Origin of the sequence: Streptomyces sp. NPDC020299, from assembly GCF_044387825.1 — a bacterium.
GTDB lineage: Bacteria > Actinomycetota > Actinomycetes > Streptomycetales > Streptomycetaceae > Streptomyces.
This window is the reverse complement of sequence record NZ_JBIRWL010000010.1, coordinates 261,885-281,574: the sequence shown is the minus strand read 5'-3', so window position 1 is coordinate 281,574 and position 19,690 is coordinate 261,885. Positions and strand designations below refer to the sequence as shown.

Here is a 19,690-nt window from a genome sequence, read left to right as displayed (position 1 = left end):
GATTCGGCACTCTGACAGCGCTTTCCTCAACCGGTAAAGTCCCAATCCCGCCAAGGCTGCAGAAGTACGTCCAATCCCGTGTGTAGACCGGTTTAGGGAGTGCGCATGCTGGAGGCCACACCGCTCACCGAGGGCTGGATCCTGCGGCACGAAGGGGAGGCGCTGCCCGCCCGGGTGCCGGGGTGCGTGCACACCGATCTGCTCGCGGCCGGGGTGATCCCGGACCCGTTCCTCGGGCGGAACGAGGTGGAGGTGGCCTGGGTCGGGCGGCGGGAGTGGACGTACGAGAGGGAGTTGCGGGAGGCGTCCGCGCACGAGCAGACCGATCTCGTCTTCGACGGCCTCGACACCGCTGCCGAGATCACGCTCGGCGGTCAACTCCTCGGCCGGGTGCGGAACATGCACCGCTCCCACCGCTTCGACGTCACGGGGGCAACGGGTCCGCTGGCGGTGCGTTTCGCCTCCGCCTACACCGAGGCCGAGGCCGTCCGCGAACGGCTGGGCGAGCGGCCCGCCGCCTATGCCGAGCCGTACCAGTACATCCGCAAGATGGCCTGCTCCTTCGGCTGGGACTGGGGGCCCACGCTGGTCACGGCGGGCATCTGGCGGCCGGTGCGGCTGGAGCGCTGGTCCACCGCGCGGATCAGCCGGGTGCGGCCCCTGGTGACCGTCGAACAGGGCACGGGTGTCGTCGAGTTGCGGGTGGACGTCGAGCGGACCCGGGTGGAGGCACGGCTCGCCGTTCAGGCCCGGGTGGGCGGGCGGACGGCGCGCGCCGAGGTCGACGGTACGCGTGGGGTCGTACGGCTCCGGGTACCGGAGGTGCGGCTGTGGTGGCCTCGGGGATACGGGGAACAGCCGCTGTACGACCTGGAGTTGACGCTGGCGCACGATGACGGGGTGCTCGACACCTGGCATCGCCGGATCGGCTTCCGCACGGTCGGGCTGGACCGCCGGCCCGACCGGCACGGCACCGGCTTCACGCTCGTCGTCAACGGGGAGCCGCTGTTCGCGCGAGGCGTGAACTGGATCCCGGACGACGTCCTCCCCTCCCGCGTCACCCGTGAGCGCTACCGGGAGCGGCTCGGGCAGGCCGCCGCGGCGGGCGTGGACCTGGTGCGGGTGTGGGGCGGCGGGATCTACGAGAGCGAGGACTTCTACGACGCCTGCGACGAGCTGGGGCTCATGGTCTGGCAGGACTTCCCGTTCGCCTGCGCGGCCTATCCGGAGGAGCAGCCGCTGCGCGGGGAGGTGGAGGCGGAGGCCCGGGAGAACGTCGTACGGCTGATGCCGCATCCGTCGCTGGTGCTGTGGAACGGCAACAACGAGAACCTGTGGGGCTTCAGGGACTGGGGCTGGGAGCGGCGGCTGGCCGGGGACTCCTGGGGCGAGGGGTACTACCTGGGGCTGCTGCCGCGTGTGGTCGCCGAGTTGGACCCGACGCGGCCGTACACGGCGGGCAGCCCGTGGTCGGGGTCCTGGGATCACCACCCGAACGACCCGGCGCACGGCACGCATCACTCGTGGGAGGTGTGGAACCGGGAGGACTACGCGGACTACGGGCTGAACGTGCCGCGTTTCGTGGCCGAGTTCGGCTGGCAGGCACCGCCGGCATACGCGACGCTGCGGCGCGCGCTGCCCGGTGAGGACCTCGCATCGGACTCCCCCGGCATGCTGCACCACCAGAAGGCGGACGACGGCAACGGCAAGCTGGAGCGCGGCCTCGCCCGTCATTTCACCCTGCCCGAAGGGGACTTCGACCGCTGGCACTACCTCACCCAGGTCAACCAGGCGCGGGCGGTGGCCGCCGGGATCGAGCACTGGCGGTCGCACTGGCCGGTGTGCGCGGGCACGGTCGTCTGGCAGCTCAACGACTGCTGGCCGGTGACCTCCTGGGCGGCGATCGACGGCGACGGGCGGGAGAAGCCGCTGTACCACGAGCTGCGGCGGCTGTACGCCGACCGGCTGCTGACGCTGCGGCCGCGGGCGGACGGGCTGGTGCTGGCCGCCGTCAACCAGGCCGCCGAGGAGTGGACGGGGTCGGTGACGCTGCGCCGGATGACCGTCGACGGCGTGGTGGTCGGCGGGGCGAGCATGGCGCTGGCGGCCGGGGCGCGGGCGGTGGCGGAGATCGGGGTACCGAGGGAACTCAGGCCGGCCGGGCCGAAGGAGTTCCTGGTCGCCGAGGCATGGGGGTCCCCCCGCTCGAGCGAAGTCGAGAGCGGGGGAGGGCTGCGGGCCCTGTACTTCCCGGCCCCCGACCGCGAAATCCCTTACCCGTGGCCGGAGTTCGAGGTGTCGGTGGCGCCGGGTGCGGTGACGGTGACGGCCCGTACCCTCGTACGGGACCTGCTGCTGCAGGCCGACCGGCTGGACCCTGCGGCGCGGGCGGACCGCGGGCTGGTCACGCTGCTTCCCGGGGAACGGGTCACGATCGGCGTGCGGGGCTGGAAGACTCCTGACGCGGCCGCCGCCCGGGCCGCCCTGTACTGCGTGGAGCCATCCTGATGACAGCGACGCCGACGCCCCGCGTCACCATCAAGGACGTCGCCGCGCGCGCCGGGGTGTCCAAGGGCGCGGTGTCGCTGGCCGTCAACCACAAGCCGGGGCTGTCGGAGGCCACCCGGGACCGGATCTTCGCCGCCGCGCGGGAACTGGGCTGGGCGCCGAACCTCACCGCGCGGTCGCTCGCCGGGGCCCGGGTGGACGTGGTGGGGCTGGCGATCTGCCGGCCGGCGCAGATGCTGGGGCTCGAGCCCTTCTACATGGAGTTCATCTCGGGCGTGGAGAGCGTGCTGACCGAGCGGTCCTGCTCACTGCTGCTCAGGCTCGTACGAAACGTACGGGAGGAGGCCGGTCTGCTGGAGTCCTGGTGGAAGGGGCGGCAGATCGGCGGGTCGATCCTGGTGGACTTCGGGGCGGACGACCCGAGGCCGGCGGTGGCCGAGCGGCTCGGCCTGCCGGTGGTGGCGGTCGGGCACCCCTCGCTGACCGGCGGGCTCACCTCCGTGTGGACGGACGACGCCACCGCCGTCAAGGAGGCCGTGCGCTACCTCGCCGCGCTGGGGCACCGGCGGATCGCCCGGGTCGGCGGCGCGGCGGCCCTCGGGCACACCGCGATGCGCACGGCCGCCTTCGACGAGGCGGCCCGCGCCCTGGACCTCGCCGGTGCCTGGCAGGCCACCACCGACTACTCGGGCGAGGCCGGCGCCCGGGCGACCCGCTCGCTGCTGACCGCCGCGCCCCCGGACCGGCCGACCGCGATCGTCTACGACAACGACATCATGGCGGTGGCCGGTCTCTCGGTGGCCGCCGAGATGGGCCTGAAGGTGCCCGCCGACGTGTCCCTGCTGGCCTGGGACGACTCCCAGCTGTGCCGGCTGACCCATCCCACCCTCTCCGCGATGAGCCATGACGTGCACGGCTTCGGCGCGGACGCGGCCCGTACGCTGTTCGGGGTGATCACGGGCGAGGGTCCGGGACACCATCCGGTCCCGACTCCGGTGCTGACGCCGAGGGGGTCGACGGCACCACCGTCGGTGTGACCTTCGCCGCTTGGGCCGACGGGACTGGGCAGCTACGTTACCCATAAGTAGCATGGGGGCTGAGCGCGCGCTCAGCGCTTGCGTGCCGCAGCAGTGCCATCCCGCACCCTGGAGGAGAGCCATCGTGCCTCGTACCATCAGGGACGTCGTCTTCGTAGACGGCGTCCGCACCCCGTTCGGCAAGGCGGGCCCGAAGGGCATCTACCACGAGACCCGTGCCGACGACCTCGTCGTGAAGGCGATCCGGGAGCTGCTGCGCCGCAACCCCGGGCTCGACCCGAAGAAGATCGACGAGGTCGCCATCGCCGCGACCACCCAGATCGGCGACCAGGGCCTGACCCTGGGCCGCACCGCCGGCATCCTCGCCGGTCTGCCCCAGTCGGTCCCCGGCTACTCCATCGACCGCATGTGCGCCGGCGCGCTGACCGCCGTGACCACCACGGCCGGTTCGATCGCGTTCGGCGCGTACGACGCCGTCATCGCCGGTGGTGTCGAGCACATGGGCCGCCACCCGATGGGCGAGGGCGTGGACCCCAACCCGCGCTTCGTGTCGGAGAAGCTGGTCGACGAGTCCGCCCTGTTCATGGGCATGACCGCCGAGAACCTGCACGACCGGTACCCGCAGATCACCAAGCTGCGCGCCGACGAATACGCCGTGCGCTCCCAGGAGAAGGCCGCCAAGGCGTACGCCAACGGCAAGATCCAGGCCGACCTGGTGCCGATCTCGGTGCGCCGCACCAGCCCGGAAGGCGGCGAGACGGGCTGGGGCCTGGTCACCGCCGACGAGCCGATGCGCCCGGGCACGACCCTGGAGAACCTCTCGGGTCTCAAGACCCCGTTCCGCGTCCACGGCCGGGTCACCGCCGGCAACGCGGCCGGTCTGAACGACGGCGCCACCGCCTCGATCATCGCCAGCGAGGACTTCGCCCGCGAGAACGGCCTGCCGGTCAAGATGCGCCTGGTGTCCTACGCCTTCGCGGGCGTGGAGCCGGAGGTCATGGGCTACGGCCCGATCCCCGCCACGGAGAAGGCCCTCGCCAAGGCGGGCCTGTCGATCGAGGACATCAACCTCTTCGAGATCAACGAGGCCTTCGCCGTCCAGGTCCTGGCCCTCCTCGACCACTACGGCATCGCCGACGACGACGCGCGCGTCAACCAGTACGGCGGCGCCATCGCCTACGGCCACCCGCTGGCCTCCTCCGGCGTCCGTCTGATGACGCAGCTGGCCCGCCAGTTCGAGGAGCAGCCGCACGTCCGCTACGGCCTGACCACCATGTGCGTCGGCTTCGGCATGGGCGCGACGGTCATCTGGGAGAACCCGCACTTCGACGGAGGCGACAAGTGAGCACCACCGCTGAACTCCTGAAGGGCGCGGCCGAGCTGTTCCCTGACGAGGTCGTCACGCAGGCGCACGTACGCCACTTCGACCTCCCCCTGGGCGCCGGGCGCTTCGCCCTCATCACCCTGGACAACGGCTTCGACCACACCAAGCCGACCACCTTCGGCCCGGCCTCGCTCGCGAACCTGAGCACCGCGATCGACCAGGTGGAGAAGGAGGCCGCGGACGGCGAGATCGTCGGCGTCGGCATCACCGGCAAGCCGTTCATCTTCGCGGTCGGCGCCGACCTCAAGGGCGTCGAGCTGCTGAAGGAGCACAAGGACGCGCTGGCCATCGGCAAGGGCGGCCACGAGGTCTTCAAGCGGCTGTCGGGGCTCGCGGTCCCCACCTTCGCGTACTACAACGGCGCGGCGATGGGCGGTGGCGTCGAGGTCGGCCTGCACTGCGCCTACCGCACGGTGTCCGCGGCCATCCCCGCCTTCTCCCTCCCCGAGGTCTTCCTCGGCCTGGTACCCGGCTGGGGCGGCTGCGCGCTGCTGCCGAACCTGATCGGCGCCGAGAAGGCCGTCTCGGTCATCATCGAGAACAGCCTCAACCAGAACAAGCAGCTCAAGGGCAAGCAGGTGTACGAGCTCGGGATCGCCGACGCGATCTTCGAGGGCGCCGACTTCCTGGAGCAGTCCCTCATCTGGACGGCGACCGTCCTCAAGGGCGAGATCGTCGTCGAGCGCCCGGCGATCGACCGCGGCGAGGCCTGGGACCAGGCCGTCGCCAAGGGCCGCTTCATCGCGGACTCCAAGGTGCACGGCGCGGCCCCGGCCGCCTACCGCGCCCTCGACATCATCGCCGCCGCCAAGAACGGCGACCTGCAGCAGGGCTACGACGCCGAGGACGTCGCGCTGGCCGACCTCATCATGGGCGGCGAACTGCGCGCGGGCATCTACGCGTTCAACCTCGTCCAGAAGCGCGGCAAGCGCCCGGCGGGTGCCCCGGACAAGAGCCTGGCCCGCCCGGTGACGAAGGTCGGCGTGGTCGGCGCGGGCCTGATGGCCTCGCAGCTCGCCCTGCTGTTCCTGCGCCGCCTGGAGGTCCCGGTCGTCCTCACGGACATCGACCAGGAGCGCGTCGACAAGGGTGTGGGCTACGTCCACGCCGAGATCGACAAGCTGCTCGGCAAGGGCCGCGTCAACCAGGACAAGGCCAACCGCCTCAAGGCGCTGGTGACCGGCGTCCTGGACAAGGCCGAGGGCTTCTCGGACGCGGACTTCGTCATCGAGGCCGTCTTCGAGGAGATCGGCGTCAAGCAGCAGGTGTTCGCGGAGGTCGAGGCGGTCGCCCCGGCGCACGCGATCTTCGCCACCAACACCTCCTCCCTCTCGGTGACGGAGATGGCGTCGAAGCTGAAGCACCCCGAGCGGGTCGTCGGCTTCCACTTCTTCAACCCGGTGGCGGTCCTCCCCCTCCTGGAGATCGTCCGCGGCGAGCAGACGGACGACGCCTCGCTCGCGACCGCCTTCGCGGTGGCCAAGAAGCTGAAGAAGACCGCGGTTCTGGTGAAGGACGCCCCGGCGTTCGTCGTGAACCGCATCCTGACCCGCTTCATGGGCGAGATCCAGAACGTCATCGACGAGGGCACTCCGGTCGAGATCGCGGAGAAGGCGGTGGAGCCCCTGGGCCTGCCGATGTCCCCGCTGGTCCTGCTGGAGCTGGTCGGCCCGGCGATCGGCCTGCACGTCTCGGAGACCCTCAACCGGGCCTTCCCGGACCGCTTCACGGTCTCCGCGAACCTCGCCGCCGTCGTCAAGGCCGGCAAGCGCGGCTTCTACGTCTACGACAGCGGCAAGCCCGAGCTCGACCCGGAGGTCGCCGCGCTGCTCAAGCAGGGCGACACCGTCCTGACCGAGGAGCAGGTCCGCGCCCGCGTCCTCGACGCGGTGGCCCAGGAGATCGGCCTCATGCTCGACGAGGGCGTCGTCGCCGAGGCCCAGGACATCGACCTCTGCCTCATCACCGGCGCCGGCTGGCCCTTCCACCTGGGCGGCATCACGCCGTACCTGGACCGCGAGGGCGTCTCGGAGCGCGTGAACGGCAAGAAGTTCCTGGCCCCGGGCGCGGCGAGCGTCCCGGCGTAGCCGCCTCCGCACCAACCCGATGCCCGGCACACCGACTGGTGTGCCGGGCATCGGCGTGTCGCCTGTTCAGAGGCGTTTGGCGCTGCGGAACAGCTGGGCGTAGAAGCCGTTGCCGTCGATGCGGGAGACGCCGCCCGTGTCCCCCATCGTGGGGCCGTTCTGCTCCTTGCGGCTGGAGAGGAAGACCTTGTGGCCCTCGGTGTCCAGCCCCAGGTAGAGGGCCACGTGGTCGATGTGGTTGCCGGTGCGGTGGTCCATCTTGAAGAACAGCAGGTCGCCCGGCTGGAGCATGTCCGTGTTCTTCGGCCGGGTGTACCAGGGCGAGGGGCCCTGGAGCTTGATGATGTCGACGCCGGCCTTGGCGCGGGCCATGCCGTCGGCCGAGCGGGGCAGGCCGTCGCCCGAGGTGTTCGTGGCCATCAGCGGGTAGCGGGCGCGGTAGCCCCACACCATCCGCATGAAGCCGGAGCAGTCCAGCGCGCGGTAGCGCTCCTTGCGCGGGTACATCGTGGTGCCGTTGCGGAAGGTGTACGAGATGCCGAGGTAGTCGTAGAAATCGTTCTGCTCCAGGCGGTCCACGCCGTCCGCCTTGTACGGGCCGAACACCGCGTCACCGGCGTACGGCACGCCCGCGGAGTCCTTCTTCACCGGCACGCCCTGCACGTACTGGAAGGCGATCGCGAAGATGTCGTCCTCCTGACTGCCCGAGTACTTCTTGAACCAGTCCTTGAACCACTGCTGGTTCTGGGCGCCCTTGACCCAGGGCTCCGGCATGAGGCGGACCCAGTCGTCGGTGACCACCTTGGTGCTGGTGTTGGCCGGTTCGCCGAAGGTCCGCGAGGGGCCCTTGAGGGTGGCCGTGCGGGCGCCGTCGGTGAAGGTGGCGATGACCGCGCCCTTGCCGTCGCGCAGTACCGAGCGCGCCGGGTCGTTCAGCCGCTCCCAGGTCTGCTTGCCGGTCGCCTTGCCGGAGTTCCGCAGGGCGTTGTCGGTGACCGTCTGCGCGGCCGGGACCTTCGCCTGTTCGTCCTTGCGCAGTTCGTAGGTGAAGTACGCGCTGCCCGCGAGCAGCGACAGCACCGTCACCGCGTGGACGACGGGGCGGCCTTTGCGTTTCGGCATGGTGAGGGCTCCAGGATTGCTTCGGGAAGGTGCGGGCTCAGGCGGACGGCAGAGCGCCCAGCAGGATGCCGGCGGTCAGCACCACATAGGTGGCGAGGGTGACCGATCCGACGGACAGCAGCGTCGCGCCCTTGGGCTGGCGGACCAGCTGGTAGCCGATCAGGCCCGGGACGATGAACCCGAGCGTCTGGTTGGCGTACAGCAGCGGGAACTCCATCTGCAGCACGATGATCACGGTGGCCTGGATGAGCACGCCGCTGAGCACGACGGCCGCGAACAGCCGCTTGCCGTACAGGATCACGAACTTCTGCATCAGCAGCGTGACGAGGTACGTCAGCACGGTCACGCCGACCACCAGGGCGGCCCGCTGCAGGTCCTCGATGAGGGTGAGCGCGAGCCAGCCCGGGGTGATCATCCCGCCCGGCGACAGGTTGGTCGTCAGGTAGCACATCAGGGAGAACATCAGCCCCAGGCCGATGCCGATCGCGGCGATCTCGGGGGTGAGGACGGAGGGGATCAACGCTGTTCTCCTGGGCTGTGCCACTGCTGGCTGTCGTCGGCGGAGGGCTGGGGAGGAACGCGGGGCTCGAACAGCCCGCGCTGCGGGGCCTGACCGGGGTACTGCTGGGTCTGCGTCCAGGCGTCGTCCGGGTACGGCCGGTCGTATCCCGCCTGGCCCGCCTGCTGCTGCTCCGCGTACATGTTCGCGGTGTCCTGGTGCACGGGTTCCTGGTGCACGGGGGGTTGCTGGACGTACGACTGTTGGACGTAAGGCTGCTGGACGTACGGCTGCTGTGCGTAGCGCGACTCGTACGCCTCCGAATACCCCTGGTAGGGGTCGATGCGGGGCGCGTACAGCTGGATGGTCTCGACGTGCTCGACCACGGCGGACTCCGCTCCGGCGCGGCCGGCCGGGGCCGCGGCCACCGGCTCGTCGGCACTCTCGTCCGGGGGGAGTTCGGCCAGGTGCTCCAGCAGGATCTCGCCCTGGCCGTGGATGTTGCCGATCGCCACCAGCGAGGAGTCCGGGGCGAGTGATTCCAGCATCCGGGCCATGAACTCCGCCGGGTCACGCTTGTCGCCGCCGAGGTCGACGGCGCGCGAGCGGAACTCGGCGGGGATGGCGTCGATGGCGGACTTGGCCGGGTGTCCGATGACGAAGACGTGCTCGGGGTCGAGGTCGGGGATGATCTCGCCCATCTGACCGTTGCGTTCGACGCGGTCGGGGCGGCAGTTGATGACCACGTTGAGCGGGCGGTGGACGGCGCCGAGGTCGAGCAGCTGGTTGATGTTCATCAGCGTCGACTCGGGGTCGTTGGCCGCGAAGACGTTGGCGAAGCGCAGCTTCTTCCCCTCGGGCGTCAGATAGCGCTCGACGGAGAGGACACCCGGGTCCGGCGGCGCCTCGTACATGCCCTTCAGAGCCGTCGCCCGGTCGACGCCGAGGAGTTCGGCGACGGTCAGCGCGATGGCGACGTTCTCCTTGAAGGTGAACCAGCTGAAGCCGCGCAGCTCCTCGTCGGTGACCGTCTCCGGATCGGCGTAGACGAGCCGGCAGTTCCGGGCGTCGGCCTCCTCCTGGAGGATGTCGAAGCGCTCCTTCTCCGCGGTGACGCAGATGCCGTCCTCGGGCATCGAGCGGCACAGCGACCGCGCCACGTCGTCCAGGGTGGGGCCCATCTCGGCGAGGTGGTCCTCGCGCACGTTGCACAGCACGCCGATCGTGGAGCGGATCAGCTTGGACTGGTTGATCTCCTGCAGGGCCGGCATGACGGCCATGCACTCGATGACGAGCGCGTCCGGCTGGTACGCGGCGGCGCGCCGCACGATGCCGATCTGCTCGACGACGTTGGCTATGCCGAACTTGCGGTAGACGGGCTCCTCGGTGGCGTCCGGGTGGATGAACCGGGCCGCGGTGCCGGTCGTCTTGGCGACGGTGGTCAGGCCGCCGCCGCGCAGCGCACCCGCGCACAGCCGGGTGATGGACGACTTGCCGCGGATGCCGTTGATCAGGACCCGGGTGGGTATGTGGTCCAGGTTGGTGAAGTGCCGGCGCTGCTCGACGACGCCCGCGACGACCATGATCGCGCAGCCCACCAGCAGCACGGTGTAGAGGAAGAGCACGAGTGATCAGTTCCTTGTGTACTGCTGCGGCGCGGAGGCCTGGGGCGGAGTGCGGCGGGGCGCCTGCCGGCGCTGGTCGTGCAGCTGCTGCCGGATGAGCTCCAGGGAGCGGGTGACGGCGCCGACCTCGTCGTGGTGCTGCGGGAACAGCACGGTCTTGCGGTCGCCGCCGGCCAGCGCCTCGGAACGGCCGGCCAGCGAGCGCAGCGGCCGGGCCACGACGATGTGCAGCCAGCCCAGGCAGGCGACGGCCGCGGCGGTGCCGAGCAAGCCGGCCAGCACGGTGCGGTTCTGGGCGTCGTACTCGGGGATGGCGAGCCGGCTGGCGGGCTGCCAGCTGACCACGCTCCAGCCGAGGGCCTCGGCGGGGCCGCTGCCGGCGAACGGGGCGGCGGCGGCGATCCGTACGCCGTTCTCGCGGTAGAGCACCCCGTTCGCGCGGGCCTTCTTGCCGAGCCGCTGGGCGCTGGCGGCGACCAGGTCCTTCAGGTGGTCGTCGGGCAGCGACTGGAAGGCGAGGAAGCCGGTGTTGCCGGCGATGACCTTGCCGTGGTCGTCGACGAGGCGGACCACGCCCATGCCCGGCCGGGTCAGCAGCGCGTTGAAGAACTCGACGCGGAACTCGCCGACGAGCTGGGCGCCGTCGCGTCCGGGAATCTCGGCGTTGGCGACGACGACCGGCTGCTTGCCGCCCTGGCCCAGCAGCCGGATCGCGGTGTCGGAGACCCGGTGGGAGCGGATCACCTTGGGTTCCTTGCCCTCGCGGGCCAGGATCTCGCCGGAGGAGTCGACGACGTAGAGGGAGCGGTAGCGCTGGTTCTCGTCGAGGGTGCGCTCCAGCACCTTCCCCATGGCCTCGGGTTCGGTGCGGTTGCCGATGAGGGAGCCGACCGAGTCCAGGTCCGCGCCGCCCTCGTTGAGCGCGCGGCGTACCCGGTCACTGAGCGTGTCGGTGCGTTCGCGCTGGTCGCTGACGAGCTGCTGCGGTACGACGGCGGTGCCGTCGGCGCGGTTGATCAGCAGCATCAGCGGCACCGACCAGGCCAGCAGCAGTACCGCGCACCCGACCAGCAGGGCGCGGGTGCCCACCTTGCGCAGTCCGCGCGGGCGCGCGGCCGGGCCGGTGTCCTCGGCGCTCTCGCCGAGCAGCTGGCGGCGCAGCCGTTCCAGGGCGTGGCCGACGCGGTGCGCCTCGCCGTAGCCGGGGACGGTGACGGGCCGGGTCAGGTCGCCGCGGGTGAGCCTGCGGGACTCCAGGAACAGCTGGATCAGCGGGCGCTGCACGGTGCCGAGGAGCACGGCCACGGCGATGGAGCCGACGACGAGGAGCGCGGCGCCCGCCAGCAGCCCGAGCACCGGGGAGTGGGCGCGGGCGGGGTCCTCCTGCACCTTGACCATGGCCACCACGGACAGGCCGAGCCCTGAGGCGGTGGTGGTCTCCCCGGGGGAGGGCGAGGCCAGCGTGGCGTATCCGGCGACGGACCGGTCGCTGAGCACCCGCCCGCCGACCGCGCTCCCGCTGACGCCCTGGTAGCCGCCCATCCCGGGTTCCTTGCTGCTGCGCGGGTCCTGCCGGGCCTTGCGGGCGGCGAGCTCGGCGAAGGCCTCCAGCTGCTTGCGGGAGAGCTTGATCTCCTCGCGATCGGTGCTGGTGCGCACCTGCTCGGGCTCGGGGATGCCGTCGCTGCTGAGGATCGTGCCGTCCCGGTCGGCCACCGCGATGGACCGGAACTGGCCGATGCTGATGCCGGGGAACGTCAGGTTGCTGGACGCCACGAGCAGCAGCTGCGGTTTGCCCGGCCAGGACAGCAGCGCGAGGGACAGCAGCCGCGTCTCCCCGTTCTTCAGCCGGACCATGCGCGGCGCGAGGCCGCCCTCGTCGCCGAGGGTGGAGGTGTTCACCGAGGTCAGCGGCACGGTCTCACCGCGGGCCGCGACCAGCTTGCCGGTGCGGATCTCGACGACCGCGGTACCCGTCCACTTCTGGTAGGTGCTGCCGAGCTTGTCGAGGACGGCGTCGCCGGTGAGCGGCTGGCCGGCGCTGAACAGCGCGGCGGACCGGGTGAGGTCGGTGACGGACTCGTCGATGGAGGCGCGCAGCGCGATGGCGCCGTCCTCCGCGAAGTGCTGCTGCGAGGTCAGCACCGCCTTCGGCACCCCGGCGTTGTCGACCCGGCCCAGCACGAGTGCCGTGATGCCGGCGAGCGACAGCAGCAGCACCGAGAGAACCGCGATCGGCGGGCGGATGCCTCCGATCAGCGACATATCGGCTCGTCGGCGGGCTCGGTGCTGCCGCGACGGGGGCGGTGACGCCAAGGGAGGGTCCTCTCGGGGCGTGCGGCGGTCGGTCCGCACGGAAAGCAGTGACGATATTTCGGATGTACGTGCGTTTGCGGGCACACCTGTTTCTCAGGTGCACCCGCAGCACTGAGACGGGTAAGAGTCTTACTAAGTTGCACTCTTACTTATGTGAGCTGCACAACATCTGTGCCTATATGATCAAGCTTGGGGAAGCACGCACGTCACGCCGCCGACGGCCTACCGGCCACCGGGGCGCCAACGGCCGCCGGCCGCCGCCATCACGGCAGCGGGGTCAGCGGCTTCAGACCGTCCTGGGCCGCGCCGCGGTTGTAGAGGGTGCCCTCGGTGCGTTCGAAGGCGAGCCGCAGCCGCGACTTCTGCCGGTCCGTGAGGCCGTCGCCGTCGCGAAGCGCGGCCGGCACGTCCAGCAGGCGGTAGTCCCGGGCGTCGTCGTCGCTGTAGGTCGCCTTGCCGCCGTCCGTGGCGTTCACCGCGTCCGGCGGGATCCGCAGCATCGTCGGCTCGAAGCTCGGCCGGACGTCCCAGTGGCCCTTGCCGCGCTCGGTGAACTTGAACCAGCCGATCACGCCCTCCTCGGTCAGACCCGTCGGCTGCGCGTGCCGGGCGATCTGGTTGCCCATGCCGTACGCGACCCAGAGGCCGTCGACCTTCTCCATCGGCTGCACGACGTGCGCGTGGTGGCCGATGACGAGGTTGATGCCGGTGTGCCGGGCGAGCTGCCGGGCGAAGGAGATCTGCGCGGCGGTGGGGGCCGGCTGGTGCTCATGACCCCAGTGGATGGAGAGGATCACCACCTCGGCGCCGGCCTTGCGGGCGCGCTGCTCGGCGGCCTTGATCCCGGCGAGACTCTGCTGGTTGGCGACCCAGGGTTTGCCCTTGGGCATCGTGTGCGGCTCGTTGAAGCCGTACGCGAACGATATCTGCGCGACCTTCACGCCCTTGACGTTCATGATGAGCGGGGTGAGCGAATCCTTCTTGGTGCGGAAGGAGCCCGTGTGCTTCACGCCGGCGGCGTCCAGCGCGTCCAGGGTTCGCTTCACGCCCGCGTACCCGTGGTCGAGCGTGTGGTTGGAGGCGGTGGAGCAGGTGTCGTAGCCGAGGTCCTTGATCGTCTTCGCCGTCTGCGGCGGCACCTCGAAGTCCGGGAAGCCCTCGAACGGACCCTTCGCGGTGCCCATCACCGGCTCCTGGTGGCAGATCGCCAGGTCGGCCTTGCTGATCAGCGGCTTGACTCCGGCCATCATCGGCCCGAAGTCCAGCCCGTCCACACCCTTGCCCGTGCGCTTGGCGTCCTTGCGGGACTGGTCGACCAGTTCGGGATGCATCAGGATGTCCCCGGCCGCCGCGACGGTGAAGGAACGTCCGCCGCCCTGGTCGGCCGCGTCGTCGCCGTCGTCCGAGACGATGCCGCAGCCGGTGACGGCGGCGACGAGGAGGAGCGGGGTCAGCAGGGCCGGCAGGGTGCGGCTACGGCATATTTTCACCGGTATATCTTGATACAACCATGAGAGCCACTCGCTCGCGAAGCATAACGATCGCAACAATTCTGCTGGTCATCGCTGGTCTCGCCGGTGCGCTGACCGCCGTGCTCCACGTCACCCGCGACGGGGGCGGGGATGCCGGCGCCCGCCCCGGCACGGGCGCCCAGCCGGTCGACCTGGCGCGCGAGGTGGCGGACTACACCAGCCGGTTCGGCCCGGACCACGGCTACCGGCAACCCGGCCGGGCGGACCGCACCGCCATCACCGAAGGTGTCGGCCTGCTCCTGGACGGCCACCGCGAACAAGCGGAACACCTGCTCGCCCAACGCGACTTCACGGTGCGCACGCTCTTCGACCGGGTCTCCGGACGCCGCTACGCCGAAGTGGCCGACCGCACCGACGCCGCCGTGGCACCACGCGGCTGGGGCCGGGTCTACATCGATCTGGACCACCCTCCGCGCTGGTCGGTCCAGATCCCGCACCCGGTCGCCGACCTCGGCACCGAGCAACTGGGCGTGCGGGTCCTACGCGACTCGCCCGGCGGTGTCATGGTGCTCGCAGGCGCACATCGCAAAGCCGGACGCGAAAACTCCGCGGACGTGGCGCACCGCCGGGACACCGTCTTCTACGCCATCTGCGCCGAGCTGGTCCGCCGCGGGATGCCCGGGGCCCAGCTGCACGGCATGGCCGCCTCCTCGGCCCCCGGCTACGACGTGGTCGCCTCGACCGGTGCCGGATCGGCGGGCCGCGCGGACGGCCGCAGACTGGCCGACGCCCTGGGCACCCACGGCTTCCACGTGTGCCGGGCCTGGGTCCGCGACTGCCCGCTGGAGGGCCGGGAGAACATGGAGGGCCGCGCCGCCGACGCCGCGAACCTGCCGTTCCTGCACGTCGAGTTCGCCCCCGAGGCACGCACCGACGGGGCACCCGCCGACCGCGCGGCCACCGCGGTCAGCGAGGTCACACGCCGCTGGGCGCGGGCAGACTGACGGCGTTTTGTACGCCATACCAGGGATGTCACGTCCCGCACCCTCCGATCCTGGGCATAAATGGTCGCATTGATCGCATTGATCGCAGTGATCACTTACGGCTTCAGGGGAGCACGCATGTCGAACATCCCGGTTGATCTGCGGTACGCCGAGTCGCACGAATGGGCGCGCAAGGAAGCGGACGGCACGATCACGGTGGGCATCAGCGACCATGCGCAGAAGGCGCTCGGCGACATCGTGTTCGTGGAGGTGGCCAAGGTCGGCAAGGTCCTGGACGCCGGCCAGGCTTTCGGAACCGTGGAGTCGGTGAAGGCCGCGTCAGACATCTACGCGCCGGTCAGCGGAGAAGTGATCGCGGTCAACGAGGAGTTGTCCGACAGCCCGGAGTCGATCAACGACGACCCCTACGACACGTGGATCTGCAAGTTCAAGCCATCCGACCGGTCAGAGCTCGACCGCCTCCTCGACGCCGCTGGTTACGAGGCCGCGATCGGCGCGTGATCGGCGGCTCCGCGTGATCCGGGGCGCTTGTGGTGCGGCGGCGGACGTCAACGCCGAAGACCGGGCGCCGGCTCGATGACGTCAGCCCAAACAAGATCACCCCGCCCGATCGAGGTGCGGGAGGGCGGGCCGGATACATCAATCCGGTACATGGACTACTCTTGGTACATGTCCATGAAGCGCACGAACGTCTACGCGGACCCCGAGGACCTGGCGATCATCAAGGAGGCCGCCAAGCGCCGGGGTATAAGCGAGGCCGAGATCATCCGCCAGGGCATCCACCTCGCGGCCATGGCGAACCGGGTCTGGGACGAGCCGCTGTTCTCGCGCACCTTCGAGGGGCCGGGGCGCACGCTGCCCAGGTCCGAGGTCCGCGACACGGTCGCCGAGGCCGTCCGGCGCGAGACCGGCTCGGGCTCCGGATCCGCCGCGTGATCATTGTCATCGCCGATACGTCCGGCCTTCTGGCAGCCCTGGATTCGGCTCATCCGGATCACCAGGCGGCGAACGAGGCCATCATGACGGCGGGCCTGCTGGTCATGTCCCCGCTCCTGCTGGCCGAACTGGATCATGTGGCGACGCGTGAGCTCGGCAGGGAGGCCGCCCTCAGCGCGGTCGACGACCTGCGGCGCTGGATGAGCCGGGGGCGTGTCGTCCTGCCGGAGATCACGCAGGACCACCTGGGCGCCGCCCAGTCCGTCCGTGTCCGCTACCGCGCGCTGGACCTCGACCTCGCCGACGCGGTGAACGTGGCGCTTGCCGCCGACTACGACACCGACGCGATCCTCACCCTGGACCGACGAGACTTCCGGGCCGTACGCCCGTTGGGCCGCTACAAGGCGTTCCGGGTACTCCCCGACGACCTCCCGCTCTGACATCGGGCCTGGTTGAAGCCAGGGACTCCGCCGGCCTTCTTCTGGCGGACATGGATGCTCTGCTCGCCGGTATGAGGCTGCGTTGGGTGAGCACGGGATTCCGAGACCGTACTGAGCTGCCAGTACATCAGCTGGAGCTCGTAGCTGCATGTGTGCCTGCCGGGTGGCAAGATCCCGGGTGGGGTGAACGGTATGGAGCGGGAAGAGCTCGAACGGCTGCTGGCCGGTGGAGACGAGACGTCGTTGGCTGCTTTGGCCGCGCTTCGTGGCGGTGCTTCTCACGTGGTCTGGGACGGCACCATGCCTGCCGAGGCGTACGCCAACGTCTACAGGGCCCGACTCAGACGCACCGTCCGAATGGGCACCCCGACGTTGGGCCTGGAGCGTGCAGTGCAGCTCCTCGGCCAGCACGAAGAGCCGATTCGACTGGGACAGATAACGGCCGCCGACGGCACCTGGGTCTTCATGCTGTTCCTCGATCAGGACGGCAGCGGCCTGGTGGCATGCACCGGAGTACGGCGGAGACTCGCCAGCCCATGACATGCGCGCAGCAAGAGGCCCTGGGAAGCTCCGCACCGCGGAGTGAAACGGAGACGGGCGTTGCCGTGCAGGGCTATAGGCCGCGAAGCGCTTCGTAGAGGCCGTCGTAGACGCTCCAGCAGGTGACGCTGCCGTCGTCGTTCAGGCTCCCCATGTACCAGTCGTCGTCGTTGACGGCTTTCACCAGACAGAGTCCGGGTAGCTGCCTGCCTGCCATCCCTGCCCCGGCTGGACCGGCCCTGCCGCACCCGCCTCAGGCGGGCGGGGCTGCCTCGACGTGGACGACGCGGAGTTCCGAGCCGTCGCTGTCGCGGCGGGAGCGGCCCAGCATGCCGACGGCCAGGTGGGAGGGGTCCTCGGGGTCGTCGCGTGGGACGAAGGTGACGACGTCCGGGTGGTGGCTCGTCACCAGCCAGCCCTCGCCGTTGTTGAGTTCGAGTACGCGGAAGTCGCCGGCCGAGGTGGCGACGTGTACGGGGCCGAACTCGCTGAGGATGCCGATGGCCTGCTCGGCGGGTTCATCGGTGGGGTGTTCGAGCACCACGCAGGTGCCGTGTTCGAACAGCACCCATGACTTGCCGGAGCCGGTGAGCAGACGCCGCCAGGCGTCGATGAGTTTCTCGGTGTCCACGATGGTCATCATGGCGCACCCATGCCGCCCGTTACGCCCTGAGGGCCAATCCCGCCGACCGGCCAACGGCGACAGGGCGGCGGGATTGTCATTGTCTCCGGGGCGCCGGGCGAACTCAGCCCACCACCTGCCACGGGCCGAAGCCGACCGAGCCGCGGCCGGCCTGGCGGGTGATGGCCAGGTGGCCGTCGGGGCCCAGGACCGCGATCGTGGCGCGGCCGAGGACGTCGAAGGCCGCGGCGGGGGCGTGGGCCGGGGGGCCGCCGAGGGTGTCGGTGGGGAGTTCCTGCCAGGGGTGGTCGCCAGGGAGGAAGCGGTAGGCGACGCCGCCCGGGTCGCTGAGGGTGGCCACCAGGGTTCCGGTCTCCGGGTCGGGGCCCGGGGCGCAGGCGATGGCGCCGAAGCCGCCGCGGCCGCCGATGGGCACGGCCGGGCTGTTCCACTTACCGCCCGGGGCGTCTTCCTCGGCCATGAGCAGTCGCCCCGTCTCGGGCTGCCGGTAGACCGTCATGACCCGGCCGTTCGGCTGCACGGCGGCCGCGGGGGGCGAGGCGGGGACGGTGAGCCGGAAGCGGGGGCCGCGCCGTGGGGGCTGGTCGTAGGAGCTCTGGCTCCAGTGGAAGACTCCTTCCCGGCTGGCGGCGAAGACCTCCACCCGGCCGTTCGGCGCGGTCACCGCCGCGAGGCCCTCCTGCAGTTCGTGGCCGCGCAGGTCCGTCCAACCGCCCCAGACGCCGTCCGTCTCCTGGACGCGGGTGTGCAGGCCCTGTCCGCCGTTGCGCACGAAGAGGTGCAGGCGTCCCATCGCGTCACGGGCGACGGCCGGCGTGCCCAGATGCCGGTCGCGCCCGGGGTTCCCCGCCGAGGGGTTGCCCAGGATGACCCACTCGGTGAAACGCCCGTCCCGCTCGGCCTGTTCGAGCAGCACGATCTCCCGTCGCTGGGAGTGTTCGGGTCCCAGGTGCGACATGCGCCGGGCAAAGACCTGCCAGCGGCCGTCCGGGGTCAGGCTCGCCGCGAGTCCCGGGGAGAGCGGGCCGCCACCGAGGAAGAACGGTCCGCGCCACTGGCCGTTTCCCGGCTGGGTCTCCAGCCACACCGCGGCCTGCTGGTTGACGACGGCGAACGCCGTCAGGCGGCCGCGCGCGTCACGCCCGAGCCAGACCCCGTGCGGATGGCGCGGGGTGGTGCTCTGCACCCATCCCGTGCCGCGCGCGCCCAGGCCGACCGCGTAGTCGCCGCTGCCGGCGGGATCGCCGCAGTCGTATCCGTCGGCCGCGCCGTAGACGTTGAGGAAGTACTCCTTCAACGAGACGATCCGCGGGCTGAGTGTGTACGGCCAGCGTTCGTTGGAGTAGCCGCGGAAGGCCTCGACCACGAAGGTCCCGCCCTCCCCAAGGCTCTGGTACCGCTCCAGCGCCAGCCACGAGAAGAGAGCGGTCGCGGTGTGGTCGCAGTGGTCCGCCAGATCACCGAAGTCGTGGTGCTGGGGGAATCGTTCGTCGTGCACCAGCCGGTCCGGATCCGGGTCCATGGTGCGTACGAGGGTCGGCCGGACGAGGTCCAGGATCTGGACCAGCGTGTCCACCAGCCCCGAACGCGTGTACCAGTGCCGCTCGTTCACCAGACCGCCGCTCACCGCGAGAGTGGGGACGCGTTCGGCCTCCTCCTGCCAGAGCACGTGCAGGCTGCGCGGTGGCCCGTCGGGCATTCCGTGCTGGCAGATGTTGAGGAAGACCAGTTTCACCCACGGTGCCTCGGCCAGTGAGTAGACCTCGGCGACGGCACCGCCCGCCGTGGACAGGGTGGACGGCGTCCAGGCGGCGGTGCGGTCACCGAGGACCATCGCGCCGTACGCGGCCCTGATGCCGTTCTGCCGTGCCTTCGCGTAGGCCGCCCGGTCCTCGGCGGGGGGTGCGATCTGCCAGGGGCGGGGGTTGCGGCCGTCCGCGTCTCCGCTGGTCAGGTAGACCGTCGTGGTGGGCGTGCCCGCCTTGATCGCGTGGAAGGTGGCGGGGTTCATGAAGTACAGGTCGTCGTCCGGGTGGGCCACGATCTGGAGCACGGAGGCGGGACTGGACACGCGGGT

Annotated in this window: 16 protein-coding genes; 9 read left to right on the top strand and 7 right to left on the bottom strand. The window is 70.7% G+C overall.

Going from position 1 to position 19,690, the window contains the following annotated elements:
• Positions 1 to 105: 105 nt before the first annotated feature.
• The 4 genes from ACH45E_RS25860 (at position 106) to ACH45E_RS25845 (ending at position 7,016) form a co-directional block, all read left to right on the top strand.
• Positions 106 to 2,508 carry a glycosyl hydrolase 2 galactose-binding domain-containing protein gene (locus ACH45E_RS25860; protein ID WP_361440017.1) on the top strand — a complete coding sequence of 801 codons (2,403 nt, stop codon included), beginning with the start codon at positions 106 to 108 and terminating at the stop codon, positions 2,506 to 2,508.
• Positions 2,508 to 3,545: a LacI family DNA-binding transcriptional regulator gene (locus ACH45E_RS25855; RefSeq protein ID WP_361440014.1), complete on the top strand. Its 1,038-nt coding sequence runs from the start codon at positions 2,508 to 2,510 to the stop codon at positions 3,543 to 3,545. Before ACH45E_RS25860 ends, ACH45E_RS25855 begins: the two co-directional genes overlap by 1 nt.
• Before the next feature lie 124 nt (positions 3,546 to 3,669).
• On the top strand, positions 3,670 to 4,890 hold the full coding sequence (locus ACH45E_RS25850) for an acetyl-CoA C-acyltransferase (RefSeq protein WP_361440011.1): 1,221 nt from the start codon (positions 3,670 to 3,672) through the stop codon (positions 4,888 to 4,890).
• Positions 4,887 to 7,016, top strand: a complete 2,130-nt coding sequence (locus ACH45E_RS25845; protein ID WP_361440008.1) for a 3-hydroxyacyl-CoA dehydrogenase NAD-binding domain-containing protein — start codon at positions 4,887 to 4,889, stop codon at positions 7,014 to 7,016. Before ACH45E_RS25850 ends, ACH45E_RS25845 begins: the two co-directional genes overlap by 4 nt.
• Positions 7,017 to 7,082: 66 nt before the next feature.
• On the opposite strand, the gene ACH45E_RS25840 is transcribed toward ACH45E_RS25845, so the two are convergent.
• The 5 genes from ACH45E_RS25840 to ACH45E_RS25820 form a co-directional block, all read right to left on the bottom strand.
• The gene (locus ACH45E_RS25840) at positions 7,083 to 8,138 is read right to left on the bottom strand and encodes an NlpC/P60 family protein (RefSeq protein ID WP_361440005.1); all 1,056 of its coding nucleotides are present in this window, start codon (positions 8,136 to 8,138) and stop codon (positions 7,083 to 7,085) included.
• 37 nt (positions 8,139 to 8,175) lie between these two features.
• Positions 8,176 to 8,658 carry a poly-gamma-glutamate biosynthesis protein PgsC/CapC gene (locus ACH45E_RS25835; RefSeq protein ID WP_361440002.1) on the bottom strand — a complete coding sequence of 161 codons (483 nt, stop codon included), beginning with the start codon at positions 8,656 to 8,658 and terminating at the stop codon, positions 8,176 to 8,178.
• Entirely contained in the window at positions 8,655 to 10,262 is a 1,608-nt protein-coding gene (gene pgsB, locus ACH45E_RS25830) for a poly-gamma-glutamate synthase PgsB (protein WP_361440000.1), read from the bottom strand. Before pgsB ends, ACH45E_RS25835 begins: the two co-directional genes overlap by 4 nt.
• 6 nt (positions 10,263 to 10,268) lie before the next feature.
• Positions 10,269 to 12,527: a HAMP domain-containing protein gene (locus ACH45E_RS25825; protein ID WP_361439997.1), complete on the bottom strand. Its 2,259-nt coding sequence runs from the start codon at positions 12,525 to 12,527 to the stop codon at positions 10,269 to 10,271.
• Between the two features lie 314 nt (positions 12,528 to 12,841).
• Positions 12,842 to 14,068, bottom strand: coding sequence for a CapA family protein (locus ACH45E_RS25820; RefSeq protein WP_361439994.1), 1,227 nt, complete (start codon positions 14,066 to 14,068; stop codon positions 12,842 to 12,844).
• Positions 14,069 to 14,088: 20 nt separating this feature from the next.
• Between ACH45E_RS25820 and ACH45E_RS25815 the strand changes: the two genes are divergently transcribed.
• The 5 genes from ACH45E_RS25815 to ACH45E_RS25795 all read left to right on the top strand — a co-directional run bounded on the left by ACH45E_RS25815 (position 14,089) and on the right by ACH45E_RS25795 (position 16,970).
• Positions 14,089 to 15,054, top strand: coding sequence for a hypothetical protein (locus ACH45E_RS25815; RefSeq protein ID WP_361439991.1), 966 nt, complete (start codon positions 14,089 to 14,091; stop codon positions 15,052 to 15,054).
• A gap of 117 nt (positions 15,055 to 15,171) precedes the next feature.
• The gene (gcvH, locus tag ACH45E_RS25810) at positions 15,172 to 15,555 is read left to right on the top strand and encodes a glycine cleavage system protein GcvH (RefSeq protein ID WP_361440269.1); all 384 of its coding nucleotides are present in this window, start codon (positions 15,172 to 15,174) and stop codon (positions 15,553 to 15,555) included.
• A gap of 168 nt (positions 15,556 to 15,723) precedes the next feature.
• On the top strand, positions 15,724 to 15,990 hold the full coding sequence (locus ACH45E_RS25805) for a CopG family transcriptional regulator (RefSeq protein WP_240865240.1): 267 nt from the start codon (positions 15,724 to 15,726) through the stop codon (positions 15,988 to 15,990).
• The gene (locus tag ACH45E_RS25800; RefSeq protein ID WP_361439988.1) at positions 15,987 to 16,430 is read left to right on the top strand and encodes a PIN domain-containing protein; all 444 of its coding nucleotides are present in this window, start codon (positions 15,987 to 15,989) and stop codon (positions 16,428 to 16,430) included. Before ACH45E_RS25805 ends, ACH45E_RS25800 begins: the two co-directional genes overlap by 4 nt.
• A 192-nt stretch (positions 16,431 to 16,622) precedes the next feature.
• The gene (locus ACH45E_RS25795) at positions 16,623 to 16,970 is read left to right on the top strand and encodes a hypothetical protein (protein WP_361439985.1); all 348 of its coding nucleotides are present in this window, start codon (positions 16,623 to 16,625) and stop codon (positions 16,968 to 16,970) included.
• Between the two features lie 253 nt (positions 16,971 to 17,223).
• Here the strand turns inward: ACH45E_RS25795 and ACH45E_RS25790 are convergent, their stop codons facing one another.
• Positions 17,224 to 17,610, bottom strand: a complete 387-nt coding sequence (locus ACH45E_RS25790) for a hypothetical protein (protein ID WP_361440266.1) — start codon at positions 17,608 to 17,610, stop codon at positions 17,224 to 17,226.
• A 106-nt stretch (positions 17,611 to 17,716) separates the two neighbouring features.
• The gene (locus ACH45E_RS25785) at positions 17,717 to 19,684 is read right to left on the bottom strand and encodes a PIG-L family deacetylase (RefSeq protein ID WP_361439982.1); all 1,968 of its coding nucleotides are present in this window, start codon (positions 19,682 to 19,684) and stop codon (positions 17,717 to 17,719) included.
• Positions 19,685 to 19,690: the final 6 nt, after the last annotated feature.

Excerpts from the sequence above, each read along its gene's own strand:
- ACH45E_RS25795 (WP_361439985.1), top strand. The coding sequence starts at position 16,623 with ATGGAGCGGGAAGAGCTCGAACGGCTGCTGGCCGGTGGAGACGAGACG.
- ACH45E_RS25840 (WP_361440005.1), bottom strand. The coding sequence starts at position 8,138 with ATGCCGAAACGCAAAGGCCGCCCCGTCGTCCACGCGGTGACGGTGCTG.
- ACH45E_RS25790 (WP_361440266.1), bottom strand. The coding sequence starts at position 17,610 with ATGACCATCGTGGACACCGAGAAACTCATCGACGCCTGGCGGCGTCTG.
- ACH45E_RS25855 (WP_361440014.1), top strand. The coding sequence starts at position 2,508 with ATGACAGCGACGCCGACGCCCCGCGTCACCATCAAGGACGTCGCCGCG.
- ACH45E_RS25825 (WP_361439997.1), bottom strand. The coding sequence starts at position 12,527 with ATGTCGCTGATCGGAGGCATCCGCCCGCCGATCGCGGTTCTCTCGGTG.
- gcvH (WP_361440269.1), top strand. The coding sequence starts at position 15,172 with ATGTCGAACATCCCGGTTGATCTGCGGTACGCCGAGTCGCACGAATGG.
- ACH45E_RS25860 (WP_361440017.1), top strand. The coding sequence starts at position 106 with ATGCTGGAGGCCACACCGCTCACCGAGGGCTGGATCCTGCGGCACGAA.
- ACH45E_RS25815 (WP_361439991.1), top strand. The coding sequence starts at position 14,089 with ATGAGAGCCACTCGCTCGCGAAGCATAACGATCGCAACAATTCTGCTG.
- ACH45E_RS25805 (WP_240865240.1), top strand. The coding sequence starts at position 15,724 with ATGTCCATGAAGCGCACGAACGTCTACGCGGACCCCGAGGACCTGGCG.